This window comes from Variovorax sp. SRS16 (assembly GCF_901827165.1).
Lineage (GTDB): Bacteria > Pseudomonadota > Gammaproteobacteria > Burkholderiales > Burkholderiaceae_C > Variovorax.
Map to the genome: position 1 here is coordinate 518,394 of NZ_LR594668.1, position 24,208 is coordinate 542,601.

At 63.1% G+C, this 24,208-nt stretch carries 26 protein-coding genes and 1 pseudogene; 4 read left to right on the forward strand and 23 right to left on the reverse strand.

Features of this window, described 5'->3' with window-relative positions; all coding sequences use genetic code 11:
* Positions 1-76 precede the first annotated feature (76 nt).
* A complete protein-coding gene (locus tag E5P2_RS34700) occupies positions 77-1,045 on the reverse strand; it encodes a LysR substrate-binding domain-containing protein (protein ID WP_162571580.1) in 969 nt (322 codons plus the stop codon).
* 72 nt (positions 1,046-1,117) lie between these two features.
* Positions 1,118-1,312, reverse strand: a complete 195-nt coding sequence (locus tag E5P2_RS34705; RefSeq protein WP_162571581.1) for a hypothetical protein — start codon at positions 1,310-1,312, stop codon at positions 1,118-1,120.
* A 94-nt stretch (positions 1,313-1,406) separates the two neighbouring features.
* Here E5P2_RS34705 and E5P2_RS34710 point away from each other — a divergent pair.
* Together E5P2_RS34710 and E5P2_RS34715 are read left to right on the forward strand one after the other, a co-directional pair.
* A protein-coding gene (locus tag E5P2_RS34710; RefSeq protein WP_162571582.1) for an IS5 family transposase occupies positions 1,407-2,170 on the forward strand; the annotation gives its coding sequence in 2 pieces (ribosomal slippage) (positions 1,407-1,722 and positions 1,722-2,170; 765 coding nt in all).
* Positions 2,171-2,380: 210 nt separating this feature from the next.
* On the forward strand, positions 2,381-2,638 hold the full coding sequence (locus tag E5P2_RS34715) for a hypothetical protein (protein WP_162571583.1): 258 nt from the start codon (positions 2,381-2,383) through the stop codon (positions 2,636-2,638).
* 61 nt (positions 2,639-2,699) lie between these two features.
* On the opposite strand, the gene E5P2_RS34720 is transcribed toward E5P2_RS34715, so the two are convergent.
* The 3 genes and pseudogenes from E5P2_RS34720 to E5P2_RS38465 form a co-directional block, all read right to left on the reverse strand.
* Positions 2,700-4,211 carry a diguanylate cyclase domain-containing protein gene (locus E5P2_RS34720; protein ID WP_162571584.1) on the reverse strand — a complete coding sequence of 504 codons (1,512 nt, stop codon included), beginning with the start codon at positions 4,209-4,211 and terminating at the stop codon, positions 2,700-2,702.
* 46 nt (positions 4,212-4,257) lie between these two features.
* Positions 4,258-4,782 (reverse strand): hypothetical protein, encoded by a 525-nt coding sequence (locus E5P2_RS34725; protein ID WP_162571585.1) that lies wholly within the window; start codon positions 4,780-4,782, stop codon positions 4,258-4,260.
* Between the two features lie 185 nt (positions 4,783-4,967).
* Positions 4,968-5,093, reverse strand: a pseudogene (locus tag E5P2_RS38465) (hypothetical protein); the annotation flags it as partial.
* A gap of 93 nt (positions 5,094-5,186) precedes the next feature.
* Between E5P2_RS38465 and E5P2_RS38050 the strand changes: the two are divergent.
* Together E5P2_RS38050 and E5P2_RS34735 are read left to right on the forward strand one after the other, a co-directional pair.
* Positions 5,187-5,747, forward strand: a complete 561-nt coding sequence (locus E5P2_RS38050) for a hypothetical protein (RefSeq protein WP_232081005.1) — start codon at positions 5,187-5,189, stop codon at positions 5,745-5,747.
* A gap of 16 nt (positions 5,748-5,763) precedes the next feature.
* On the forward strand, positions 5,764-6,207 hold the full coding sequence (locus E5P2_RS34735) for a hypothetical protein (protein WP_162571587.1): 444 nt from the start codon (positions 5,764-5,766) through the stop codon (positions 6,205-6,207).
* 46 nt (positions 6,208-6,253) lie between these two features.
* Here E5P2_RS34735 and E5P2_RS34740 read toward each other — a convergent pair whose 3' ends face one another.
* The 18 genes from E5P2_RS34740 to trbG form a co-directional block, all read right to left on the reverse strand.
* Positions 6,254-6,823, reverse strand: a complete 570-nt coding sequence (locus tag E5P2_RS34740) for a hypothetical protein (protein WP_162571588.1) — start codon at positions 6,821-6,823, stop codon at positions 6,254-6,256.
* A gap of 78 nt (positions 6,824-6,901) precedes the next feature.
* Complete coding sequence (locus E5P2_RS34745; RefSeq protein WP_162571589.1) at positions 6,902-8,563, reverse strand: hypothetical protein; 1,662 nt, start codon at positions 8,561-8,563, stop codon at positions 6,902-6,904.
* Between the two features lie 23 nt (positions 8,564-8,586).
* Entirely contained in the window at positions 8,587-9,165 is a 579-nt protein-coding gene (locus E5P2_RS34750) for a type 4 pilus major pilin (RefSeq protein ID WP_162571590.1), read from the reverse strand.
* 74 nt (positions 9,166-9,239) lie between these two features.
* Complete coding sequence (locus tag E5P2_RS34755; RefSeq protein WP_162571591.1) at positions 9,240-10,364, reverse strand: hypothetical protein; 1,125 nt, start codon at positions 10,362-10,364, stop codon at positions 9,240-9,242.
* Between the two features lie 3 nt (positions 10,365-10,367).
* Complete coding sequence (locus tag E5P2_RS34760; protein ID WP_162571592.1) at positions 10,368-12,086, reverse strand: GspE/PulE family protein; 1,719 nt, start codon at positions 12,084-12,086, stop codon at positions 10,368-10,370.
* On the reverse strand, positions 12,086-12,556 hold the full coding sequence (locus E5P2_RS34765) for a hypothetical protein (RefSeq protein ID WP_162571593.1): 471 nt from the start codon (positions 12,554-12,556) through the stop codon (positions 12,086-12,088). Before E5P2_RS34765 ends, E5P2_RS34760 begins: the two co-directional genes overlap by 1 nt.
* A 16-nt stretch (positions 12,557-12,572) precedes the next feature.
* Positions 12,573-13,904: a type 4b pilus protein PilO2 gene (locus E5P2_RS34770; protein ID WP_162571594.1), complete on the reverse strand. Its 1,332-nt coding sequence runs from the start codon at positions 13,902-13,904 to the stop codon at positions 12,573-12,575.
* 8 nt (positions 13,905-13,912) lie between these two features.
* On the reverse strand, positions 13,913-15,802 hold the full coding sequence (locus E5P2_RS34775) for a hypothetical protein (protein ID WP_162571595.1): 1,890 nt from the start codon (positions 15,800-15,802) through the stop codon (positions 13,913-13,915).
* Complete coding sequence (locus E5P2_RS34780) at positions 15,799-16,683, reverse strand: toxin co-regulated pilus biosynthesis Q family protein (RefSeq protein WP_162571596.1); 885 nt, start codon at positions 16,681-16,683, stop codon at positions 15,799-15,801. Before E5P2_RS34780 ends, E5P2_RS34775 begins: the two co-directional genes overlap by 4 nt.
* 21 nt (positions 16,684-16,704) lie before the next feature.
* A complete protein-coding gene (locus tag E5P2_RS34785; RefSeq protein WP_162571597.1) occupies positions 16,705-17,223 on the reverse strand; it encodes a lytic transglycosylase domain-containing protein in 519 nt (172 codons plus the stop codon).
* Positions 17,224-17,352: 129 nt separating this feature from the next.
* The gene (locus tag E5P2_RS34790; RefSeq protein WP_162571598.1) at positions 17,353-18,093 is read right to left on the reverse strand and encodes a TraX family protein; all 741 of its coding nucleotides are present in this window, start codon (positions 18,091-18,093) and stop codon (positions 17,353-17,355) included.
* On the reverse strand, positions 18,090-18,710 hold the full coding sequence (locus tag E5P2_RS34795) for a TrbM/KikA/MpfK family conjugal transfer protein (protein WP_162571599.1): 621 nt from the start codon (positions 18,708-18,710) through the stop codon (positions 18,090-18,092). The genes E5P2_RS34790 and E5P2_RS34795 overlap by 4 nt, the downstream gene beginning before the upstream one ends.
* Before the next feature lie 7 nt (positions 18,711-18,717).
* A complete protein-coding gene (gene trbL, locus E5P2_RS34800; RefSeq protein WP_162571600.1) occupies positions 18,718-20,313 on the reverse strand; it encodes a P-type conjugative transfer protein TrbL in 1,596 nt (531 codons plus the stop codon).
* Positions 20,307-20,543: an entry exclusion lipoprotein TrbK gene (trbK, locus tag E5P2_RS34805; RefSeq protein WP_232081006.1), complete on the reverse strand. Its 237-nt coding sequence runs from the start codon at positions 20,541-20,543 to the stop codon at positions 20,307-20,309. The genes trbL and trbK overlap by 7 nt, the downstream gene beginning before the upstream one ends.
* The gene (gene trbJ / locus E5P2_RS34810) at positions 20,540-21,313 is read right to left on the reverse strand and encodes a P-type conjugative transfer protein TrbJ (protein ID WP_269475718.1); all 774 of its coding nucleotides are present in this window, start codon (positions 21,311-21,313) and stop codon (positions 20,540-20,542) included. The genes trbK and trbJ overlap by 4 nt, the downstream gene beginning before the upstream one ends.
* Positions 21,313-22,704: a TrbI/VirB10 family protein gene (locus tag E5P2_RS34815; RefSeq protein WP_162571601.1), complete on the reverse strand. Its 1,392-nt coding sequence runs from the start codon at positions 22,702-22,704 to the stop codon at positions 21,313-21,315. The genes trbJ and E5P2_RS34815 overlap by 1 nt, the downstream gene beginning before the upstream one ends.
* A gap of 2 nt (positions 22,705-22,706) precedes the next feature.
* A complete protein-coding gene (locus tag E5P2_RS34820; protein ID WP_162571602.1) occupies positions 22,707-23,180 on the reverse strand; it encodes a conjugal transfer protein TrbH in 474 nt (157 codons plus the stop codon).
* Positions 23,177-24,082 carry a P-type conjugative transfer protein TrbG gene (trbG, locus tag E5P2_RS34825; RefSeq protein ID WP_162571656.1) on the reverse strand — a complete coding sequence of 302 codons (906 nt, stop codon included), beginning with the start codon at positions 24,080-24,082 and terminating at the stop codon, positions 23,177-23,179. Before trbG ends, E5P2_RS34820 begins: the two co-directional genes overlap by 4 nt.
* Positions 24,083-24,208: the final 126 nt, after the last annotated feature.

The window sequence follows — 24,208 nt, forward strand, 5'->3', positions numbered from 1 at the left end:
GAGCTTAGGGGACAAGCACAGGCTGCGCATCTGCGCGCACCGCAACGCTGCTATGCGCGCGCGTGCAAGGCGCAGGCTACGTAGGACCGCCGAAATGCCACATGCCGGTGCGTGCGCTGTCTTCCACGATGCTGACGATCTCCGATGCGACGGCCGACACGGCCCGGCCAGGCCCCTTCGTGCGCGCCAATGCCATGGAAACGATCCGTTGCAGCGGTGGCGAAATGATCCTGGCGGCTTGCAGTCGGCCTTCCTGCACCTCCGTCCATACTGCGTGAATGGGCAAGACGGTGTAGAGCTTGGCCTCGGCGACCGTCGATCGCATGAGGGGAAGCGAATCGGCTTCCAGAGCCGGCGCGAGCATGATGTGCTCCTGACGCGCCATTGCGTCGAGCGCTGTGCGAAGTCCGTTGGGCGCGCTTGGCAGAATGAACGGCAGCTCGTGCAGCGAAGAGAAGGGGATCTCGGGCGCCTTGGTCAGCCGGTCGCCTGCCGGACCGATGAGGTAACTGTCAACGGTGGCCAGCGCTTGCTCCTGCTCGTGCAGCACGTTGCCGTACCGATAGAGGATGGCGATGTCGACGCGCGCATCGGCCAGCCATTCCTCAACCTGTCCGCTCGAGCCCTCTAGGATCTTCAGTTGAATTCCCGGGTGACGCTCGCGCAATTGCTTGAACAGGCGGCCAACGATCGGATTGGTGATCGAGGGCAACGATCCGATGGTGACCCGGCCGGAAGGCTCGCGCGCATCACCGTGGATTTCCAACTCGAGTTGCTCCGCATCCGAAAGCAGTGCCTTCACCAGCGGGAAGATGCGCTGCCCTACATCCGACAACGCCACGCCGCGGCCGGTGCGGTTGAAGAGGCGAGCCTTGCATTCCCGTTCCAACGCATTCAGGTGACGACTCAACAGCGACTGGTTGCTGTCCAGAAACAGTGCCGCGCGCGTCAGGCTGCCGAGTTCGGCAATGGCGAGAAACGCGCGCCACTTCTGCAGATCGGATGTGATGTCGAGCTGGATCTGGGTGGCTTTGCCGGATTGCATGGGACTTTGCTCGCAGCGTGGGATGCGCGCGATTGTCCCCTGTGCAAACGGCAGGCGAATGCCGGCTTTCCCTCAGAGCGCCCGTTGGTTTGTGCTTCTGATCAAGCCATCGCCCTGAGCCGTGGGCTGCTCGCCCGCACGGATCCTGTTGTGGTGACCGATCGCGATCGCGATCACGGTGACGGCGCCGACGATCATCAGTGCAGCAATGTAGTACTGTCCCGCTGCGAGGGTTTTGGTGTACTCATTCAACCAGCCGATAATCACGGGCCTGATCAGGCTCCCGACTCCCGCCAGCATGCTGACTAGGGCGTGTTAACACTAATTGAGCAACCCATGGCTGTTGCGAGATACTTCATCCATGGAGATCACCCAAGCCCAATTTGCCCAGATCGAGCACTGCTTGCCGCTGCAACGCGGCAATGTCAGCCTGTCGAATCTGAGTGTGTTGAACGCCATCCTGTATGTCGCCGAGCACGGCTGCAAGTGGCGCGGCCTGCCCAAGCGCTTCGGCAACTGGCACACCATCTATACGCGCATGAACCGCTGGTCCAAGAGCGGCGTGTTGGACCGTGTGTTCGAGGAGTTTCAAAAAGCCCAGGTGGTGCGCATCCGAATCGAGGCTGTGTCGCTGGACAGCACCATCGTGAAGGTGCATCCCGATGGCACGGGCGCGTTAAAAAAAACGGCCCCCAGTCGATCGGCAAATCCAGAGGCGGGTGGACCACCAAGATTCATATGGTTGCCGCGGATGCTCGAACGGCCGTAACGTTCTCGCTGTCGCCTGGCCAGGCCCACGATGCGCCCGAGGGGCGCGCCCTGCTCAGCCGCCTGGGTGCGCCGGATCGACCGCTTCATTTGCTCATAGACCGCGCCTACGAAGGCAATGAGACTCGGCAGCTCGCGCTTGATCTGGGCTTCATCCCCGTGGGGCCACCTCTGAAGACTCGAATCGAGCCTTGGGAGGACGACCGAGAGATGTACAAGCGTCGCAACGAGGTCGAGCGACTGTTCCGGCGCCTGAAGGGCTACCGCCGCATCTTCTCCCGCTTCGAGAAACTCGACGTGATGTTCATCGGCTTCATCAGCTTCGCGTTGATCGCCGATGGGCTCCATTTGTGTTAACAGACCCTAGTACGTGCCGCGACCATCGAGCCCATGACGACATGCGGCCAACGTCGGATGTGCCAAACCGCTTCGCATGTTCCGGCTGCAAAAGCCGGCGAACAGAGTGTCAAGGACGCGTGCAGCTTCAGGGCGTCCGCCATTGCCCCAACACCCGTCGGCATGGTCTGATGTCATGATGCCGCCAGATCTTCTATCTGGAGTACTTTGATGAACAAAGCCCTGATCGCGCTCGCGACCTCGCTGACGGTGCTCACGACCGCTTCGGTCCACGCGCAGATAGGCAAGGCCGCTTCCGAAGCGACCGATGCTGCGAAGCACAAGATCGACGAGAAGCGTGCCGACAGCGAGGCCAAGAAAAGCGGGCCTGTCGGCAAGGCTGTGAATAGCGTCAAGTCTGGTTATCACAAGAACCGGTCGAAGAGTTCGGCCGGCAAGGCCAAGCAGGCGTTGAAAAAAGCCGGTTGACCGACTGGCTCGGCCCGCTGCAATGGGCAACGACGCGCACTGAGCTTTGCCGTCCGCAGCTTCAGGTTCCCGCAGTGTCGTCCGCGGGCGCGGCGGCTTCGGGACCTGCCCGCCCGTGCGTCCAGAACCTGAAAGTGCCGCGGCCATCGTGCTTGGCCCGGTACATCGCCTGGTCAGCGTTCCGCAGTAGCGCTTCGATGTCGCGTCCCGCCTCCGGAAAGATCGCAATGCCGATACTGGCCGATGCGTTGCAGGATCGTTCCCTGATCTGGTACGGGGTCGAGGCGGCGACCATCACCCGTTCGGCCACCGCGCCGACCTCGGCCTTACCGTCGAAATCGTCGATCAGGACGACGAACTCGTCGCCGCCGAGACGGGCCGTCACGTCGGACAAGCGCAGACAGCGTCGCAGGCGCTGCGCGAAGGCGGCGAGCAGCAGATCGCCCGCGTCGTGACCCAGCGTGTCGTTGACTGTCTTGAAGCCATCGAGGTCCACGAACAGCAGCGCCAGCGGCGTGCCCTGCCGCAGCGTCTTCGCGAGCGCGTGCTGCAACAGTTGCATGAAGAGATTGCGATTGGGCAGGCCGGTCAGCGCGTCGAAGTGGGCCAGCTGGCGGATCCGGTCCTCGGCCGCCTTGCGCTCCGTGATGTCCATGACCGTGCCGCGCAGCAGCGGACTCCGACCCCTGCTCGTCACCGGCTTCGCCAGTGCGTGGACCCAGCGCACGGCGCCGGAGGGCAGCGCGATGCGGTACTCGGCGTCGAATTCTTCCAGGCCCTCGACGGCCCGGTCGATGAGCTGGACATAGCGGTCGCGGTCCTCTTCGTGCACCAGCGAGCGGAACTGGGCACCCACCATGGCGCTGTTCGCCGGATCGAGACCGAAGATGCGATAGGTCTCCGTCGACCATTCGACGGCCTGCGTCGCGGCATCGAAGGACCAGCTTCCGAAGTGCGCGAGCCGCTGTGCTTCTGCCAGCGTGCGCTCGCGGTCTTCGACCGTGTGCAGGGCGCTTTTGAGTTCCTCGCGCAGCGCACTGATGTAGCCGCCCATCAGGGCGAACCAGGGCATCGCCACGGCGAGCACGAGCAGTTGCGTGACCTCCAGCCTCAGATCGAGCGTCTCGGGCTTGAAGATCCGCAGCAGGACGATCACCCCGGCATAGCCGGCCACGACCCAGGCCGCGTAGACCAGCAGGGCGCGCGTGCGCAGGCGCAGGACGCCGAACATCAGCACCATCGTCAGCAGGACCAGGAAGACGGCGCGGCCACCGTCCGCGACGAATGCGGCTGTCAGCAGCGTGAGTGACGCCGCCGCCATCTGAGGCACCGTCAGGCTGGCATCGACGGCCTGTCGGTTCAGGCCTGTGCGAAACAGCGCGTAGAAGACGGCGACCCAGCCCACGATCAGCGTCGTGATCAGTACGAACGGACCGGTGCGCAGCATGCCCAGCAGATGCCAGGCCAGCAGCAGGACCACGACCAGCACGCTGGTGCCCGCCGCCATGAGGTAGCTGCGCACGCGCAGGATCTGCCGGCTGTCTTCGCGCGCCAGGGATTTGGGGTTCGACACGCCTGGATCATCGGTCCTCTGAGCCGCCACTCAAGGGGCCCGCAGATCAGATGGCAGCGACGATAGTGACGAAATGCTTCGTCGCCCATGTTTTCAGCTCATCGTCGATCCGGCAGACTAACGACGGTGGCTGCTTCTTGGCCCCTGCTCCTGACCGCCTTGTCCACGGCAGATACGAAAGGCCGCCTCCGAAGCCACCGACACCACCAGGCACAAGATCGGCGAGAAGCGCGCCGACCGCGCGGCCAAAGCATGACACCGGCACAGGCGCCGTCGCTCCAGGGCGGGTTGGCGAACAGGTGGACGCCGGCCTGGAAGCTGCCCTGCGTGTGGGATTCTCGACCTGCATCACGCCGCCCTGGCTGCCGGTGATGCCGCCAATCACGCGGCCCCAGGCATGCCGGTTGGCGCCGCCCCAGCCGTTGGCCGACGCATCGGCGCTGCCGGCCGTTGCCGCTGCCATGCCTCGCTCGTCGCACACGCGGGGATGCAGGTCTCCGAGCATCGCCTGATCGCCCTGGCGCAGGACGATCGGCAGCACCGCATAGAGCGGCACTTCGGCGCGGTACATAGTGCAGCCGGTGCCGCTGGCACCCCGGTCGCCGTCGCGGCGGGGCTTGAGTGCTCAGGGACCAGCTGCCGGCCTGGCCATTGGCATCGGCCGCGAAGAGCAGATACTGGAAGGCGCCGACGTCCAACTGATCGCCGTTGAGCGTGAGTGCCGTGCCGTGCCGCGCTGGTGCTGGTGCTCGTCGCGCCATTCTGTGCAGAAACGACCGCGATGCCATTGCCGATGGTCCGTGCGCCCAGGCCGCCGAGATTGATGATCTGTAGCGGGGTGTGGCCGCTTGCCACTGCGCGGGGGCCGCTCTGGAGCAGACGGTCTGAGACAGCTGTTGCTGTTAACCAGAGGCGTGCCCATCTTCAGCACACCGTTGTTGTCCACGCAGGACGCCGCTCAGGGCGAGGTCGGTGGTGCTGGCCGCCGTCAGGGCGGCATTCACTTTGGCGTTGCTGGCCAGCGTTGCGGGCGCGCTGTTGAACAGCGTCGATGCGCCGTTCCTCGAACGCGCGCCCCCCTTCGCCGTCTCGCGCTTCACATTTGGCAAGGCTGTTCATCGGCCGCTCCCAGATCTGAAAGTTCAACTCATCGACGCAGCCTGCCACCTCGATGCGACGCGCATGGCACGTGCGCTACGCCTTCAGGCCGACCAGGAGGCAAGCAGCGACCCACGTCCAAAGAGTACTGGTTCCTCGGCCGTACTCAAGCTGCTGGTACGTAGGAATCGAGATGCCAAGAAGAGCGGCCATGTCTGCTTGGGTCAATCCACGAGCTTTGCGCGCTGCGCGCAGGCGAGCACCCATTTCCTTGACGGCTTGCGATATGTCTTCAGTTTGGGTGAGACGTTTCGTCATCGAAGCCACGAGTCTACGACGTTCGGCTTACAACGCCGAGAACATAGCAAGTGCATTTGCTATTGCAATATGAGACAATCCACGACAAATTGCCATCGTCTCAACGCTAATGCGTGTTGAGAAAACAAGGCTCAACATGAAACGCATTATCATTAAATTCTTCTTCTCTTCCTTCATGCTGGTTGGTGCGGTGGGCCTCACGGATGCAAGTGCTGCGCCCGTTGGCGAGTGGAACTTTAAGCTCACGCCTAACACATTTGCGACAAACCGATATTCGGACACGAATGCCGGTTATCGTGCCGCAAAGGCTCAACTCTTTCAGGAGGGATCTGGCTACACGTTCCGACTCCTGGGGACTGGGGTTGACGAGTGCTTCGAGCGCGAGATGCCCGCCCAAGTAGAGAAGACGGTCGCGACTACTACGATCATTCCGCGGCCCTTGATGCGCGCCTGCCCTGCTGTTCGCATCATCATCTTCAACGATGGCAGCGGTGGCTATGCAGAAGCAAAGGTTGGCAGGAAAGACAACGCCGCTTGGGCGAAGTTCGAAGACGTCGACTTCGGCCTTACCCCTCGCTGAAGGCTTCCAGGCGTTTTCACAAAAGGCCCGAGGGGCCATTTCTTGACTACATCCCGCCGCCGTTGGGGCCGCCGCCAGCTTGTTCGGACGTGTATGTGCTCAGAACGTACTTGCCGCTGCCTGCAGGACAATAGAAGACGTACGACTCGCCGGGATTGCCTCCTGAGATTGGTACAGCTTCGACACCTGGCCAACTCCACACGCATGCGAACACTTCTCCGCCGGCGTTCAAACTCGGAAAAGTCGTTTTCATGAGAGCCGTTGCAAAACCGCCCCTCCCTGCCGAGTTCTGCGCATTGATGGCTCGCGCCTGGGCATCGGCGGCCAACCCGTACGCAGCCCCTGCATAGTTGCTTGCACCAACTGCGGTGTTGTAGCCCGCATCAGCATAGTTGTACGCGGCGCCTGCATAGTTGTATGCAGCGTTCGCTGTGCTTTGTGCGTTATTGACGTTGTTGGTGATCGTGGCCTGATCGACGGAGATGACAGCTCGGCGACCCGAGTCCGCGGAGCTGGCGGGAATCGTTTGCGCCGTCGTCATGCCGCAGAGGCTTGCAACCAGCACGGTCGTGGCCATCATGTATGCGATGGAGTTTCTTCTTCGGGTGATATTCATGATCGTTCTTGGTTGCTCGCGTTTGCGCCGAGAGTTCGAAAGGTTCCAGTTGGACGAGGGATTGATAGGTCGCCTTTCTCACGGGTAGTAGCAGTAGATTTGCAAGAGGGCCGAGGCCGAAGGGTTCGCGGCGAGCGCGTTGCCATGGCCGCTCGTGAGCTGCACTGTCCATGAGCCAGCGCTGTCGATCACGAAGCGGTTGAAGCCGCCGTCGTCGCTCGACTCGACCTTGGGCACCAGCAACGGGATCGGCACCGGCGTCTGGCCGGCAGCGGCCGTGCACGTCGGCTTTGCGATCACGCTGCCATGGACAACTTCGTAGGCCGTGACGAACACGAGGGACGAAGTGACGTCCTGAAGCCGGAACCAACGAGCCGGGCCACCTGAGGGATTGGCGCGACACACGAGCGCAGCAGATCCGGCGCCTGGCGTCGGGACCGTGTAGCCGATCGCGCCGGGCACCGAGCACACCGCGCCCACAGTCGCAGGAGGCAAGAAATCACTCAAGAAATTCCACGTGCCGTTGAAGCAGAAGAGCTGCCGCCCTTGGTTGTCCATCGCGCCTTGTCCAGCCATTGGGCAAGCCGCGCCTACAACTGCCACAGTCGCCAACGGCGTCCAGATGCCGCCCGCGCAGATGACCAGACCGGAGAACGCTGCATTCGAACCGGAGATCGCGTTTGGCGTCGAACAGGCGGTGCCCGGCGTGTAGGCGCCGGTTGGAGCGAGCCGATCGCCGGCGACCTGACCGGAGGTTTTCACCATCGCCTCAACACCGCCGCCGCCCGCTACGAGCTGCGCGAAGTTCGTGTTGTTGCCGGTGAACGATGCCGGTGCGTCAGAGGCGAGGACGCTGCCGCTGGAGACGACATCAATCGCGCGCACGCCGCCCGAGTAGCCGCTCGGCAAGTCAGTCGGATCGAGGCAATTGAATCCGCCCCGGCCGTCCTGCTGCAGGCGCACGCAATTGTTGACGTTCACGTCGCCCGTGAATGTCGAGGTGCCGCCTACGTTGAAGTTCTGCGCGATGGTCAAGTTCCCCTGAAAATTCGGATCACGCGGATCGTTCAATACCAAGAAGCGACCGAAGCCGATGGACCCAAAGCCAATGCGCGCGCCCACGACGCCCGAAGGAGTTCCTAGGACGGGATTGGTCAGCGGCGCGCCGTTGACGGCCATCATCGAAGCCGGGTTTGTGTTCAGGGCCACCAGCACGTCACCGCCCGCCGTGTCCATGAGCGAGCCGACCTGGACGCCGGCCATTTCGGTGGTGCCAGGCTGGCGGATGGGCTGGTCGATGTAGACCATGCCGGTCACATTGCACGCGACGCCGATGCAGCCCGCAGGGATTTTCTCAAGCCTGACCCGATATGTCCCGTCGTTGATCTGCGCCGTGGCGCTGGTACCAGGCGGCAGATACTTCATCGCGATCAAGTTCGCAATGGTCGGTGCCATGGACTGGCCGTTGGTGGATCCTGGCGCCAAGGTGAGGCCTTCGTGGGTCGCCGGCTGGTCAAGCTGCAGCTGCGCGTAAGCATCCATCGTGTAGTCGTTCGCCGCCTTTTTGATGAGGGACAGCACGTCCCCCTGCAGGCGCCCTGTAACGATCTTGCGCTGCAAGGCTTGCGCTTCGATCTGACCCGCAGCAAGGATGGCGACGATGACCAGCGCGAAAAGCGTCGACAGGAGCGCAAAGCCCGCCTGATGCGAGCGGAAGCACCTCGATGGATTGGGTCGCATGTGCGTGCCAGATGAGGTCGAACTTACTGGCCGCGACCGAACGTGAAATTGATGTCGTTGGTCGAATTCGAGTCGCAGGCCTGCGCGAGCGCGGACACGTCGACGGCCACGTCGGCAGCCTTCACCACCGTCGCGCCGACCGCCATGCGCCGCGTCATCGTGTCGCTGCCGAGGACCAGGTCCTGGCAGTCCTCTTGACGTACGCCGCCGTAGGTCACGGTCATCGAATCGTTGGGCGAGGTGATGGTCGCAGGCGTGAACTCGATGACGCCGTTGTAGACGTTCTGAGCCGTGTTCGTACCGGCCACGCGCAAGCGCGTCGGCACCACGCCCGACTGGACAGCGATGGCGGTGGTCACCGCGCCGTACTGGTTGGCGTTGCCATAGAGCTTCTGAACGCCCGCGATGATGGTTGCGATCTCGGATTGCGCCGCTTCGATGCGTGACTTGCGCTTCGAATCGTTGTACTGGTTGTAGATCACTGCTGCGACGGCCGCTGCGATAGCCAGACCAAGCAAGACGGACATGACGCTCACGCCGCGCTGCTGGCCGCTGGTGGCACGACGAAGAATGCGGTTGCGGAAAGACACTTGGGTAAACATCGAGAAAATCATTCAGAGAACAGGAGGAAACAGGAGGGGAAAGAAGTGTTTGAAAGGTGACAGGTCGCAGCCGACTAGTTCTGCTGCACCCGATGCAGAAGACGCGTGGTCGGATCGCTGCTGCTGGCGAGCGAACTCGCGATCGACATGGTTCCTATCGACAGGACCACCGCGACGGACACGAAGACGCTGAGCAAGGCCCACTTCATGGCCTCCGCGGACAGCTTCACGCGCTTTTCCAAGCTCGCGATCTCGCTGGTGCCGAGCACGATGAGGGCTTCGTCGAACGACCGATTCGAATCCGTCAAGCTCGCCAGGCGGGCTCGCACCGCTGGCGGCATGAGGCCGCGCCCGAACGCGGCGATGTAGTCGGTCGGGTTGTCTTCGATCGAACGGAGGATCCGCGCGATGTGCCAGCGCAGCCAAGGCTGGGACGGCGAACGCAGCGCTTCAAGCGCCTCGACCATCGTGCGGCCTGAGCGGATCATCATTGCGACAGCGCTCAGGACGACGGCCGCGTTGTAGTCGCGGTACAGGCTCAGCACCGGCCAGTTCTCCACCCGCAAACGGAGGTTGCCGGTCCAGCGGGGCAGCGCGTAGATCGTGCCTGCGATCGCCGCGACCGCGGCGATGGAGATCCCGACGGCATAGGTCGTCACCGTTTCCGCGAGCCAGCGAGCGAAGCCGTTGAACCCGTTCCAGACCTCAGGGTCCGACCCACCGGCAGCGATGCCAGTGACGATACCCGAGGTGATGTACGTGATCGCCGCAACGATAGGGATGGCGACCAGAGGCACGATCAGCTCGAAGCCGATGACACGAAGCGAGCGCTGCTGGAATTCAACCGCGTCGGCGCAAAGCAGCAACGCCTGGGCCTGACTCGCGCCAGCGTCGTCGACCGAGCGCATCAGGAGCTGGTCGGAGGGCGGCGCAATTCCAAGCACGATCTCGGAGAGCGTCGCGCTCTGGCCAGCTGCCAGGCGCATTGACATGGCCTGGTAGACACGCACCGCCGTGCTGTCCTTGAAGATGCGGGCATTGGATGCAGCGCGCTCCAGGAACGCACCGATGCCGACTCTGCGCGTGATGTTGTCGGACAGATCGCGGTAGAAGTGCGAGCGGTTGAAGGACCACAAAAAGCAGTGGAACTTGAAGACAAGACGGTTGAGATTCATGGCCATGTTCAGATTCATGTCCATGTTTCAGCTCGGTTGCTTGCGCCTGTTGGCGTGCAACATGAACCGATGCCACGTGTCGAAGCGCGAGCACTGACGCGCATCGACTTGGCCCGCGAGCGCCTTGTACAGCGTGTGCTCGAAGACCGTCTTGCCGGTCATGTCCGGGTCATCGAATCGACCGTTCGAGCGCGAGCGATAGACCTCGACCGCATCGGTATCGCGCCCTTCGCGGATCGGCCTCAACCACTCTTCATCGGGCATCAGCATTTCTGCGGCGACCGTGAGGCCGACCGTGCCACGCTGGCGGCATTCCGTGCAGCCGCCGATTCTCTTCCAGCGCATGGGTGCTGCGTCGATGCCCAAGGTCTTCATGTGGCCGGCGATCGTCGCAACGCTTAAATCGTGCTGGGAAGCCTCGGTCGTACCCATGCAACAGGCCGGGCAAAGCTTGGCCACCAGCGCCTGGTAGGCAAACAGCGTTGCAATGTTGGGCGCCGTGAGGATCTGCCGGCTGAAGCCGATCTCAGGGTTCACCAGGCGCGGCACGATGCCGGAGAGCAGATGCGCATGCACGGTCCCCAGCGCCATGTGGCCCGTCTCGGCGAGCTGCTGCGCCGCGTTCGCGCTGAAGTGATCGCGGATTTCGCCGAGCATCACGATGTCCGGGTCCGAACGCATGAGTGCGCCGATCGTCTCGGCGTACCGCTTGGCGGATTCCTTGCCGTCGCTCAGATCACGTTGGATCGGGATCTGATGAGCGCCTCGGATCGGGTACTCGACCGGATCCTCGATGGTCGATACGGCGCTTCGCGGCGTGTTGGGGTTCAGCTCGATGAATGATTTCAGGAGGGTCGACTTGCCGGAGCCGGTGACGCCGGCAATGAGGACCATGCCCGAAGGCGTCTGCATTGCTTGCTCCCAGAGCGCGACGTGCGAAGGCGCGTAGCCCAACTGCTCGAAGGTCAGCGTCGGTTGGTTCTCGTCGACGTGAAGCAAGCGCAGGACGGTCTTGGGGCCTTCGTTGCCCTTCATCGACTGGAAGCGCAGCTTGAGGCTCAGCCCTCTTTCCGAGTACGGCACCATGCAGTACAGGAATTTTTCCTTGTCGAAGAGGGAGTCTGACCCCGACTTGCTCTGTTGATCGTTGTTGAAGAGCGAGGCCATGCATTGCTCCATGAACTTCGCGGTGTAGCGCCCGCCATTCGGACCCTTCATCGCTTCGAGTTCGCCGTCCACGCGCACGCGGACAACGCCGATCGAGCCGCGCACCTCAAGGTGGATGTCGGTCGCCCGGTTCTGGACGGCGTAGGCCACCCACTCTGCCGACTCCTTCATGAATTCGTTGCCGGCTCGGGCAGACCGATCCACGTCACCCGCTTCTCCGGCGCCCTGGTAGATGTCCCGGATGACAACGGGATCGGCAGTGGCGACGCGAAGCGCGTAGTTATGCTCCCGCAGCTTGCCCTTGATGGATTCCAGCTGGGACCGGTCCACATCCGCCTGTACGACCAATGCGATCCGGCCAGGCTGCTCCACGACCACCACCTTTTCGCGGACCTCCTGTGGGAGCGCGATCAGCGGTCGAATCCCGGCGCTCAGCGCCTTTTGGAACTTGGGCACGTCCGCAAACGTCTTGAAGTGCGACAGCTCTTCAATGGCGATCGGCGCGACAGTGCGCGCGATCGGGGACGGCGCCAGCGCAACGCCGGCGCTCGCTGCGTCTTCAACTTTGCGGAAGAACATCAGATGGCCTCCCCGACATTGAGGGTGCGGTTGCCGCAACGCGCCTTCTCGCGCACGTCCGCAGCGGTGCAGGCCTTCGAGAGGTGGACGCCGCGTTGGTCGATCGCCACGATGCGTTGACCGTAGAGGTTCATCCCGACCAGCGCCAGGGCCAGCCGCTGCCCTTCGGCCAGCTCGGCAATCCAGACGCCGTTTCTGGCGTAGAGCGAATGCAAGACGATTTTCGGCCGCGAGGCCTCTGCCCTCTTGCGGGCGATCGCCTTGATTTCCTCCTCCGACAGCTTCACCGGTTCGGCTTGCTTCGAAGGAGCCGCCAGGAGGATCTCGGCCGCTGCCGCCTCACGGCGCAGCTTGGCGATTTCCGATTGCTGCTTGAGACGTTGGGCATCGGCCAGCTCGCCGATGGTTTGCGCGCCGCTGGGGAGCGCGGCAGCCGCACCGATGGCGACAACCAGCAGAGCGCCAGCCACCTTGGCTCGAGCACGTTCAATGGTTCGTGACATAGTAGTTTCCGGTCAGGCGCGCCTTCGCGCGGGAAAGGGGTTCTTGCTTGGCGTCGCCAACTTCGATGCGCCAGCTCGTCCAACTCACGTTGCTGGGCGCCGTGCTGATGGCCTCGGCGAGCTGCGGCAGTGCGACCGAGCTGACTTCGAACTTCCCAGCGGCCAGGGCTTGAGGGTGTTTGAAAGACTGCGGGACGCCGGGTGCCTGCGGCCAAAGCATGGGCGGCGTCAACTGGACAGCCAGCCCGGCCACGAGCCAGGTTTGCAGCTTCGAGGCATCGGCGCCTTGCAGAAACTGGCTGAGCGCCGGCAGCTGGGTGGCCGGATCCAGGCGCTCAGCCGGCAGCGCCTGCTTCCAGGTCATGCGCGCTTCGTTCAGGTTGATGTCGGACGACGGGCTGAGTTCAAGGAACGGCATCGCTGCCTGCAGGCTCTTGTAGGTGCCCGTACTGCGAAAGAACACGACCTCGCAGCCAAGGCCGAGGCTGCAGCCCACCCGAGTGATTCGCCAGCCCTCGGGTGCCAGCGGAAAGCGTTGTACCGCCTCGGCCGACGCCTGCAGCGCCTCGCGTTCGACACCTACCGACTGCCGCGCTGTGGCCAATGCGTTGAGGTACTTCGGGATCGGATCGGCCGCGCGCTGCCGCGCAATCGCTTCTTGCCGGAGCTTTGCCGCCTTGTACTTGGAGTAGTACATCCAGCCCGTGGCGGCACTGAGCACGAGGATGGCCAGGATGGAGAGCTTCGCAGCATCCGCGGGAATTGGCTTCAGCGCGGTGACCTTGCTCGTCGCCTTCGAGATCCGATCGAGCAGGTTTTGCGTGAGCTGCGACGACGGATACTTTTCCAGGTCATCAGAGAACACCGAGATCGCCGGATGCTCTCTCATGAACTGCAGCGTGCTCTCGAACGCTTGCTTGCCGTCCTCTTCGATCTTGTCGAAGATCGGCAGGCCGTTGATGACGACGACGACTGCGAACTTCCCGTCGCCCGTCTGAACATTCAGGAGGGCGGTTTCGTGCTGCCGGGACCATTGCGCAAAGGCCGCTGCCAGCGAATGCGAACCCTTCAGAGGTTTGGCGCCTTCGACGCTCGAGAACAGGCCAGCGCTCACGCGCTGGATCTGCAGGCGCTTGCCTTTGACCTGAACCCCTTCGGATAAGCGAGCCGTGGCAAGCGTCGCGTGCGTCGCGCCGCGATGCCTGGCTTCTTCGCGCAGGTTCCCGTCAACCGATCCTGACGCGGGCAGGAGCCGCCAATCGATGCCGCCGACAAGGCGCTTTCCCTGCGGAGTTTCGAAAACAATGCTCGGCATTCAGTGCCTCACAGCTGGACGGCGCGCACGACGATCATGAAGTCCTCGCGCTTATAGCCGAGCTTGCGGCTGCCGCCCGCCGCAACTGGAACGCCATTGGCCAGGGTGCGCGTGTCTCCAACGGAGACGCGGCGCGACAGGCCGGTGAGGACCATCGCCTCGCCGGGATTGAGTCGCACCGTCGTCTGGTCATCGGTGCCAGAGGTCACGGGGGTCTGGACTTTTTGGAAGGTTGCGCCCTCGCCTGCTGACACGTCGAACAAGCTGAGTAGCTCGGTCAACGAGACGCCAAACTTGAGGAGGATGACACCGTTGTCGAGGATCGCCGGTTGAACGAGGAATTTGTCGCCGGTGACGATGGAGCTGGTTTTCAGGCCCGGGGCGCCAGAGCCCACGGATGAAGCCGTTGCCGGTGTTGTTTCGGACAGGTAACCGTCCGTCTTGAGGTTGGTCTTGCGAGCCCACTGACGGTTCAGCGCGATCATCGAGACGGGCCGGTATTGCGCCGTGTCCGAGATCTGGTTGAGCAGCGTAAGAACTGCCGACGAATCTCCGAAGCGCGCCTGCGTCGCGCTCGACCCGGCGGATCCGCTTGCCGGTTGAAGGATGGAATAGCCGACGCTGCCACCGAGCGAGCCGGAAAGCGTGGCCGGCGACTTGACCGCTGCACCCCAGGTACGTGCCAGGTTCTGGTAGACCACGCTCCAGTCGACACCACGCTCGTCGTTGTCATTCGTCGTCACGCTATAGACGTCGATCTGAATCTGGGCCTGCCGCATCATGGCGGCTTCTTCATGGCGCAGCACGTCGCGCACGCGCCCCATGACATCCTTGGTCGCCGTGACCGTGAAGCGGCCCGAGCCCTCGCTGAGGACAACAGACCCGCCCGTGGGCACGACCATCCCTTCAATGGATTTGCGCAATGACTCCAGCGCGGCGATTTTTCCGCTCTCGGTCACATCCAGATTCGTCGTCGTTGAGCCGGTATTGCCCGCCGCGCCGCTGCCACCCGACTGGCCCGTATTGGTCGCCCCAAGGCTCATCTTGTAGTCCTGCGTTCCTACGAACGCGGCCAGCTCGAACGACTCGCTGATGAATCGCTCGATGACCACGACGCCGTCGCGATACGACCAGCTCAGGTTGAGGCGACCCGTGACCTGATCCAGGAACGAAGACAAGGTGCCATCCCAGCGCATATCGAGCGAACTCACATCCGTCAGAGGTTGACGGAAGGGGTTTGCTGGAGCGTTGCCGTCGAAATCTCCTGCCAATGGCGGAACAATCGACGCAACGTTGGGCGCTGGCACCGCTGGGGCGCCAGGCCCGAGCGGCCTGGGTGCGACAACCGGCGGCTGCGCGCCGTTCCGCGGCACGAGCGGTGGAACGATGACGCCGCCAGCGAAGGGTGCGACAGCGAGCGGCATTGGCCCTGCGAAATTGCCTTGAGGGTCAGAGGCGCCAGCGCCGCCGCCGTAGACGTCCTGCTTGACACGCACCGGAACGTTCGTCAACCGCGTCAGGCGCTCAGCGATGACTGCAATGGAAACGCGCCCGTTCGTCGCACGGTCATCGAAGTTGAGCTTGAACGTCTCCGAGAAAATCGGGGGAAGGACTTCATCGCTCTGGACGGCCGTCATGCGGGCACCAATCCATGCCCGCGTGGCGTGCCGCCCCACCGGCGTGTTGCGTGCGTAGGTGGCTCGCGCATCGGCGTCGGCCGGCGAACCCACCGTGTCATCGACGACGGGCATCGGCGCCTGTCGCGTGCCTCGCATCACCGTGGCGGTTTGCTCGCGAACAACGGCGCCGTCTTCTGCGATGCGCTTGGATGTGCCGCAAGCGGCGAGCATGCCCATGCCGACGAAGGCAAGAGCCAGACGAGTGAGGGTGCGCGTCATTGGCATTCCTTGGCTTGATCGCCCTTGCGCGTCACGCGGGCCAGTGGCGGGGTGTTGGGGTAGAAGCAGACTTCGAGGGGATACGAGCTGTAGGCAATGCCAGGCGACGAGAGCTGCGCCGTGACGGCGTCCTCGAACGAGCCCGTGAAGCTGTCCGGCGCTTCCACCATCACGTGCTTGTCGGCATCCCAGCGGACCTTCCAGCCCGCAACCGCGGCCCATCGTTGGAAAGTGGTCGCGAGGTTCAGGTCCTTGATCTGGACGCTCCAGGTTGGACCTGTCGGTGCCTTCACAGGCGTGGGCTTTGCTATTTGGGAGATCTTTTCTGGCTCGGGCTTGCGCTCGGCAACAGCGGGCTTCGTGACAGTCGTTGCCACATTCGTCAGTGTTGGCGCGGTTGCTGCCACAGGGCCAGGAGCGGATGTGGGTGCCATCGTCGCCACCGGTGCCGGAGCTGCTGCTGAAGTAGGCATCAAGCCCGTAGCGGCCGGGCCAGATGTGCGAGGCATCGTCACTGCTGCAACGACGGCTACGGGCGCACTGACTGGCGCAGCTGCTGCGACTGTGGGCGTAGGATCGACGGCCTTCACAGCCGGCTTGGGCCCAGGAACAACGTCGATCAGACCGGCGTCCCAGCGCGGACGCAACATCAAATTGCTCTTTGCTGCGGCTTGTTTCAGCGCGGCCATCCAGTCGACCGAGTCGTCCCATCGGAGGACGGTATCCGCAGGGATGCGCGAGTCGACGTTGACCTCGAACGGCTCTGGAACGATCTTCGCCAAGGCGCGGTGCAGGCTGTCTTGGCCTGCGGCCACGCTCTGTGCCGTACACGTGCTGCACACCACGAGTGACGCGGCGAAGGCCAGAAGGGGCAACTTCATTGAAGTGAATTCCTGGGAGAGTTATCGGCTCGCGGAGCGTTGTGGCTGAAGCGGCGGGCGCGTCGACTGAGCCGCTGCGTTGGAGACGTGCCTGACATAGCCGTTGGAAAAGCCAGTGACGTAGTTGCCGCTGTTGTAGGAAGAGATCGCTGCGCGCAGAGCGTATTGGCCAGGTCCGAACTTGCGGACTGCGCGCAGATATTCAGAAGTGAGGATTGCGCCGCCTGCGCCGATGTTTTGGCAGGGCTCGAAGGCCGATGCGGGCGTCAAGCCATAGCGCTCGAAGTTGCTCGAATTGACTTGCGCCGGGCCGGCGTCGAACCGATACCCGTTGGCGTGCATCCACGTTGCCCAGGCAATCGCCTCCTCTTTGCTCCTGGGCTGACGGCTCAGATTGAACTTGCCCTGCGGGCTGCGCACGAGATAGCCAATGACGTGAGGCTTGAAGCCCGATTCGACCCGAAGGATGGCTTGCATGGTGCTTGGCGCGACCGTCGGCGCGCACCGCGCGACCAGGGCAGCCACATCGGCCGATTCCATCCCGAATACCGGCAATGCCGCAAGGGCGCAGCACGCCAACACAGCGCGGTGAACCGCTCGGGCGCGCGTGACTTGATCCGTCGCAGATCCAAACAACTTCAAAACCCCGGTTCGTATTGCTTGCATCGCCTAGAAGAACAAGTAGCCAGCCTTGGCCATCGGGATCCGGATGAGCCACAGGGCCACGAGGTGTGCTGGGTAGAAGGCATAGAAGATCCACCACACGCGAGGTATGGCGAGGTCGATGCGCGACAGGACACCCAGGAGCGGAAGCGCGGCCAGTGCCCAGAAATTTCTGTTGATGACCCAAAGCAATGCGCAGCACGCGAAGGCGAAGATCAGATCTCGCCAAGTTGACGAACGGGCGAAGGACCAGACCGCGATGGCAAAGCCGATCGCCGGCCACCAGAATTCGACCAGCGCGCCGCCGATGACGATCACCGTCAGCGCCGCTGCGTGCTCTCCTCGCTCGAGCAAGTACATCGCGGCCGTCGACGCCAGCAGCATGAACATGATGTTCAGTGGATACGTGCCGCCGAGGAGCCCGCCCAACGCCAGGAATGCGGGCGTTGCCAGGAGGCCGACCACGGCCAGGCGCCGCATCGTTCGCTGATATGCGCCACGAGTCATCGCACCCGGGCGGGCAAGGTTGTAGGCCAGCACGAACGCGAAGAGCGGCGCGGCCAGTCGGCCCAGCTCGAAGAGGTATGGCAAGGTCTCGTTGAAGAGGTACTTGTTGACGTGATCGCCTGTCATCAGCACGAGCGCCAGCCACTTGATGGCTTCGAGCGTTCCATCGGCCACGTGCAAGCGCGGCACCGCCGTCGCCGGAGAGGCCGCGGCCTGCAGCTGAGCCGAAGCTGAGTTCATCGCTGCCACCGGCTGGTCGGCAACGACTGAGTACCCGAACTCAAAAGCGCGTTCGCGTCCTCTTGCCGGATGCGATGGTTGTACTCACTCAACGCTTGCTCGTACTGGGCCGCCTCTACCCAGTAGCCGCCCCTGTCTTGGCGTCCAACATAGCGCGGCAGCGCGATCGTCCCGCCCGTGTACGCATGGTTCATGTACGCGTCGCAGTACGATGGCAAGACGTTGCTGATGGAGATCCGCACACCATCGCCGACTTCGACCGGAGAGGTTTCGCGGTTGGCCTGATTGATCGACGCCGCATCGCATCGCCCTGCGCCATTTGCGATCGACGCAACAAACGACTGCATGGCCGGGGTCTGGCTCCCTGCAGGGCATTTGTTCAAGAATGCGGCGCGCGCTTGCACCGTCTCACCTGGCTTCTTGCCGACGATGCTCAGGTAGCGCAGGATTGCCAGGTTGCATTCATGCGGGCGTTGGCTCGTCGCCAGGCACATGATCGCTTCGCACGCGAGACGCGTGTCGCCCTCAAGGATTGCGGGGGCCTGCGCCGCCGAGGGCAAACACAGCGTGGAGAGGATGGCGCAGGCTGCGCCTGCAACGACGTGTTGGGTGTCCATGGTTTCCTCAGGACGCTTGCTTGCGATCACGGAATTCGGCGACTTCGGCTGAGCCTTCGTCGCTGCTGGAGGCGGTGGTTGGGGTATCTGGTGAGGAGCTCGGCGTGCCCTCGTCCGCTGCTTCGTTGCTTGGAATCCAGAGCTGTTCTTTTGTCGGGCTGCGAATCTCCTGGGCGAGCTGGCCAAGGGCCGTTTCCGACCCGCGTTGCTGTGCGGCATTCCAAGCAGACACCGTCTTGTTGCGTGCCATGCGCCCGACACCCCGTGCGAGTTGGCCAAGGGCCGAAGAACCACCTTGTTCGGACGCCGAGCTATCGCCTTCTTTTGCGCCGCTGCCGCCGCCCTCCCCTTCGACAGCTGACGCAAAATCACCATCCTTGACATCACTGGAGCCCGCATCGCGCTCACTTTGAGAGGACGATCCACCGCCATTCGCGGCCTTGCCCATATCGCTCATGGGTGACTGCGAACCACCGCCCGAGCCTCCCATCGCCTCACCCAGTGATGGCGCGCCGCCATCGCCGCCTGCGCCGCTACCGGCGCTCATCCCCATCGCGGATGCGCCGAAGTCCGAGCCGCTGCTACCTGCCTGTGACGCCGCCTTGAACGCCGCCGACAGCGCTTGCGATCCGCCGAGCGCTTGCGATGTGCCTGCCGAGACAGCGGCACCTGCTGCAGCCACTGCAGCGCCTGCGATCGCGCCTGCACCAAGCAATGTCCCGGCTCCAAAACTTCCCGCGTGGGCGGCACCGCCGACGCTCGCGCCGGTGATGATCCCGGCGATCAGGCCGGGGATCTTGCTGACCAACGCCAGGAGGACAATGGAAGCAACGAGCAAGACCGCGAGATCTTTCATCGTGGCGTCACCCATCTGCGCGTAATAGTCGTCGATGAACCCTTTGCCGATGCCCACCAGAAGGACCATGCCCATCAGCGAGGCCGCGACGCCGAGGACCGTCTTGTAGTAGTTGATGGCCATGTCCGAAGTCCAGCGCGATCCGCCGAAGCCGAGGAAAAAGGTCCCCGCGTAGGCCAGGATCCATCCGCTCACCAGCAGCACCACCATGTTCACGGCGACCAATGCCAGCGCACCCAGAATGATGATGCCCATCAGAATTCCGCCGAGGCTCACGGCAGGGCTGAACATGGAACTGTTTTCTACGACCTTGGAAAAGACATTGAAGCCCACGTCCACGATGCCCGACGGCGTGATACCGGCTGCGCCGGAAGCCTGGCCACCAAGCTGTTTGAGGGAATCCATGATCGAAATGGCGAAGCTCGGCCCGTTCGTCAGGATCCACAGGTAGAAGCCTGTGAAGATGGTGAAGCGTGCGAACTCGGCGAAGAACTCGCCGATGTCGGCTTTGCGCAGCGCCATCATTCCGAAGGTCCAAACCATGCTGATGACCGCGAGCGACCAGAAGAGGCGCGCCGCTGCATCCGAGATCGTGGCCGTCCAACTCGCCGCAGCGCTTTGGAACCGGTGCGTGACGTCATCCAGCACGCCGACGTTCGCTGCCGCTTGCGCGTGGCTTGCAACGACAAGCAGCGCGACGAACAACAGCAAGCCGGCCTTGTTCGAGCAGGCCTCGCGCGTCACCATGTCTTCGCCTTGCTGGCCTGACCGAACGACGACGGCCGTGTAAAGCACTTGTCGGCAAATGGCGTCCTCATCTGGTCAGGCAACGCTTTGATCGAACTCACCTTGCAGGTTTCGTCGTTGACTTCTGGCATCGCCACTTTCGATGGCGCCGGGTTGCATGCCGAGAGAGCCATCAATGCCAGGATCACAGCCGCGCTTCTTCCAAGTTGCTTTCTGTTCACGGCGTTCACCAGCTGGTCATCGGGGTGGTCCGCACGTAGCTGCCCCCGGTCTGCTTCGCGTCCGCCGCAGCGCGCAGGGCCTCAGCATCCGCTTGTGCCTGCATGCGGGTTGCCATTGCGTTTTGCTGCGCGATGAGCAGACCGCGAATCTGTAGCAGCTGATTGCCTGAGTTCGCGGCGATCATGCTGGCGTTCTGGATGGCCTTCATTTGGCCATCGGCCGTTTGGGCGCTCGACTGCAGCCGCTCCAGTTGCCGCGCGTCGGCATCGAGTGCCTCCTGCTGCTTGTCCAGGCCACGCATCATGGCGTCGTTCGAGCGCTTTTGCGCTTCCGAGGCGAAAGCCTGCTGTCCCTTGAGCTTTGCCCACTCCGCCGCGCTACACCCTGTCGGCTGAAAGCAAGGGGAGGACTTGTAGTAGTTCGTGTTCTGGAACTTGGCCAGGTAGCTGTCGATGCTGCCGAGCTGGTTCTTGTAGTACGCGTACGTGTCGATGGCGCTTCGCAGGCTGCTCATCGTCGACTGGGCCTTGTCCCAAACGTACGCAGCGGGCGCCGCAGTGTTCTTCAGCATGTTCTCGTACTGGTCGAGCTGCGTCTTGTATTGCTCAATCTGCTTGGCCGTCTGCGCGACCTCTTCGGATGCCGTGATCGTGTTTTGAATCACGTTGGTGATGTCGATTGTCGGAATCCCCGCGCAGGACGAGCCCATCGCGAGACACAGCGCAACCAGCGTGGTTGCTCTTGCAACTAGTTTTCTCATGTTCTTTCGCCTTAGCATCAATAGTCGAACGAGCGATAGGGCCTCGTGAACGTCAGGTCTTTGACCGCCACGACGTTGAAGCGATACCCAGGCCGGATCTCCAGCGTGGGCGCGATGTTCAGGTTCTTTGAAATCATTTGCGAAGTGACTTGCCCCAGTTCTTGCCCGAGTGCCTGGCTGAGCACACTTGCAGCGGTCGGTGCGCTGTTTGGCGTCGTCGTGCCGCTGCTGCCTTGGCTGTATGTCACGCCCGCAATCACGCCGGACATGAGCAAAGCGGAGCTGAAGATCCGGACGTAGTGGTTGTTCACCTGATCGTTGAAGCCGGCATAGCCCGCGCTGTCGGCTCCAGGCATAGCACCGATGTCCATCGCCTTTCCGTCCGGAAAGACAATGCGCTGCCATGCCACGAGGACGCGCGACTGTCCATAAATCACGTTGTTGGCGTACGAGCCGACGAGGCGCGCGCCCTGTGGGATCAGCAGGTACTTGCCAGTGGGGGTATCAAACACGTTCTGGCTGACTTGGGCGACGATCTGGCCTGGCAGCTCCGAGTTGATGCCGGAGATCAACGTTGCGGGAATCACGAAGCCAGCGCGAAGCTCGTACTTCGTCCTCGGACGCTCGGGAGAGGAATTGAGCTTCCAACGATCCTGCGATCCGGAACCAGAACCGGAACCGAATTGAGCGATGTCGTTCGAAGGCGCCGCGCCGGCGGACGACAACGACCCAGCCGCGCCGGCGCTTCCGGCGCCGATGCCCGAGGCCTGCAGCGCAGCGACACGGGCCTTATACGCAGCGATGGGATCGCCGGCATTCGCCGAGTCGGCTTGCTGACGGAGTGCGGCCAAGCGGGCCAACTCTTCCTCGGTGGACGACGCAGGCGTCAAGCTGGACCGATCGTTCGGCATGCCATGGGCGCCGCGTTTCGGCAAATACTGGACGCCCGTCTTTGCTTTCATCGCAGCTTCGAGCTGCTGGCGCCTTTCCTCGGCCGTGCGCTCGGCAAGCTCATCGTTCCGCGTGCCCATTCCGGTTTGGGGGAACTGTTGTTCCATGGGCTGCAGCGGAGGAACGACCGGCGCTTGTCCCAGCTGCGCAGGAGGCGCTTCAGCCGCATTGGCAGGCATCGGCGGAACATCCAACGCCGAGGCCGGGACGACGCCATCCGTCCGGTCGCCCGCGATCTCCTTCGCGAACATGCTGCTACTGCCAGCCTTTTCGTTCGACTCGACGGGTTGGTCTTGCTGCTGGGCGCGATCCATCGCAACGAGCGCCATCACCAGCAGGAACATGCCGACGACACCACATGCAATGTAGACCGGGATGCTGTTCACGCGGCGAGTACCCGCTGCCTTGGATACCTGTCCCGGCGACGCGTCGGGGGACATTCGATCGGACGTCGACATTCCTATTCCTTCCGCAACCAGGCACCGGCCGGCAACGCTGTTTGGTTGTGAGCAAGGTATGCGCGCGTCAAGGTCCTGCCGCCCACCGTGAGGACGACGCGATAGATGTCGCCGGCGCCCGGCTGATCGACGACGTAGCTCAATCCGAGGCCGTCATGTTGCCCTGCCGCTGAGCGAGCGGAAGACCACAGGAACCGGTCCTCTGCGAGTGGCTTGAACTCCAGAACGGCGTAGCCCTTGGCGCGGAGAGCTTCGACAAGGCTCACGCCGAAAGCGTCCTCGGCCTTTTGCTCAAGGTTCAACTGAGTATGCGCAGGCGGATACAGAGCCGTGAGCTGGGTGAGCGAATCGACGACGAAACGTGCGTTCGCTTCGGCCGGTACATTCGGCGCGAAGTTGCCGGTCGACGGCTGCTGTAGGTTCGCGCAGCCGGCGAGCACGCCGCATAGAAAAATCCCTAGGAGGGCCCATTTCATTGCTGCTTGCCCCGGGTGATCGTGATCCGGTCCTGCGAAGCGCCGGCACCGGCAATCAGGATGGCCTTCTCGAACAGCGCATCAACCACGAATCGATCGTTCTGAACGCGATAGTTGACCATCGCGGTTTCTTCATCGGTCCAGATGCCGCCGTCTTTGCGCACGAGCAGCAGCGTTGGCGCTTCGGAAGCTGCCATTGACGTGGGCATTTGGATGAACGTCTTTTGCCCGTTGTTGTAGACGCGCACCGGCTTCCATTTCGCCGAGCCTTCGACGCGATAGTCAAAGCTCAGGTCATTCATCGATTCGTCGGTAGAAGGGATCGTTGCGTCTGCTTTTTCCGTGGCCTCGCGCTTCGTGATCGCGTCCCACTTGGCAGCAGCTTCCTCGGGGTAGATGAAGGCGATACGCGGAATGAATTCTGAGCGATGCGAGCGCAGGCGCAAGTGGTACGTGCGGCGGTTCGTCGCGACCATCAACGTCGTTTCGAGATCGACGTCCATCGGCTTGATCACCAGGTGCATCACTTCGGTGGCGCCGCTGCCAGAGACGGCCGGCTCGACCACCCAGCGAGCGGTGTCACCCAGGTGGACTGCGTTGACCGTCTCGCCGCGCTGCAGCTCGATATCGCAAACCTGAAACACTGCGCAGACGACGCTGGGCTGCGAGGCACCGAAGAGAAACCGAACAGTGCCATCCGGGCCGGCAACGGAGTTGAGGCCGTTGCTGGCGCTGCTTTCCTTCCACCGGCGAGCGATGGCAAGAGCGGCCTGCTCTTGGGCCGTCAGCGTCGGGCTCGAGCCGAGCGCCAAGCGCGCTGACGTCGAAGCCTCGGCGACCAAGGGAGGCGAACGGACATCGGCCGCTTGCGCCCTGCCACGGCGATGCGACGCCGACGCCATAGGGGCAATCCTCGGCACCTGCTGCACGGGCGCGGCATCGAGGGCCGCCGGTACGTAGCCGGCAGACGCAGAGGGTATTGAAAGGTTCGGCGTGGCGACGGCTGCTGGCGCGGCCACCATGGCCGG

Excerpts from the sequence above, each read along its gene's own strand:
- E5P2_RS34700 (WP_162571580.1), bottom strand. The coding sequence starts at position 1,045 with ATGCAATCCGGCAAAGCCACCCAGATCCAGCTCGACATCACATCCGAT.
- E5P2_RS34715 (WP_162571583.1), top strand. The coding sequence starts at position 2,381 with ATGAACAAAGCCCTGATCGCGCTCGCGACCTCGCTGACGGTGCTCACG.
- E5P2_RS34725 (WP_162571585.1), bottom strand. The coding sequence starts at position 4,782 with ATGTACCGCGCCGAAGTGCCGCTCTATGCGGTGCTGCCGATCGTCCTG.
- E5P2_RS34735 (WP_162571587.1), top strand. The coding sequence starts at position 5,764 with ATGAAACGCATTATCATTAAATTCTTCTTCTCTTCCTTCATGCTGGTT.
- E5P2_RS34740 (WP_162571588.1), bottom strand. The coding sequence starts at position 6,823 with ATGAATATCACCCGAAGAAGAAACTCCATCGCATACATGATGGCCACG.
- E5P2_RS34745 (WP_162571589.1), bottom strand. The coding sequence starts at position 8,563 with ATGCGACCCAATCCATCGAGGTGCTTCCGCTCGCATCAGGCGGGCTTT.
- E5P2_RS34750 (WP_162571590.1), bottom strand. The coding sequence starts at position 9,165 with ATGTTTACCCAAGTGTCTTTCCGCAACCGCATTCTTCGTCGTGCCACC.
- E5P2_RS34755 (WP_162571591.1), bottom strand. The coding sequence starts at position 10,364 with ATGGACATGAATCTGAACATGGCCATGAATCTCAACCGTCTTGTCTTC.
- E5P2_RS34760 (WP_162571592.1), bottom strand. The coding sequence starts at position 12,086 with ATGTTCTTCCGCAAAGTTGAAGACGCAGCGAGCGCCGGCGTTGCGCTG.
- E5P2_RS34770 (WP_162571594.1), bottom strand. The coding sequence starts at position 13,904 with ATGCCGAGCATTGTTTTCGAAACTCCGCAGGGAAAGCGCCTTGTCGGC.
- E5P2_RS34775 (WP_162571595.1), bottom strand. The coding sequence starts at position 15,802 with ATGACGCGCACCCTCACTCGTCTGGCTCTTGCCTTCGTCGGCATGGGC.
- E5P2_RS34780 (WP_162571596.1), bottom strand. The coding sequence starts at position 16,683 with ATGAAGTTGCCCCTTCTGGCCTTCGCCGCGTCACTCGTGGTGTGCAGC.
- E5P2_RS34785 (WP_162571597.1), bottom strand. The coding sequence starts at position 17,223 with ATGGAATCGGCCGATGTGGCTGCCCTGGTCGCGCGGTGCGCGCCGACG.
- E5P2_RS34790 (WP_162571598.1), bottom strand. The coding sequence starts at position 18,093 with ATGAACTCAGCTTCGGCTCAGCTGCAGGCCGCGGCCTCTCCGGCGACG.
- E5P2_RS34795 (WP_162571599.1), bottom strand. The coding sequence starts at position 18,710 with ATGGACACCCAACACGTCGTTGCAGGCGCAGCCTGCGCCATCCTCTCC.
- trbL (WP_162571600.1), bottom strand. The coding sequence starts at position 20,313 with ATGGTGACGCGCGAGGCCTGCTCGAACAAGGCCGGCTTGCTGTTGTTC.
- trbJ (WP_269475718.1), bottom strand. The coding sequence starts at position 21,313 with ATGCTAAGGCGAAAGAACATGAGAAAACTAGTTGCAAGAGCAACCACG.
- E5P2_RS34815 (WP_162571601.1), bottom strand. The coding sequence starts at position 22,704 with ATGTCGACGTCCGATCGAATGTCCCCCGACGCGTCGCCGGGACAGGTA.
- E5P2_RS34820 (WP_162571602.1), bottom strand. The coding sequence starts at position 23,180 with ATGAAATGGGCCCTCCTAGGGATTTTTCTATGCGGCGTGCTCGCCGGC.
- trbG (WP_162571656.1), bottom strand. The coding sequence starts at position 24,082 with ATGGCGTCGGCGTCGCATCGCCGTGGCAGGGCGCAAGCGGCCGATGTC.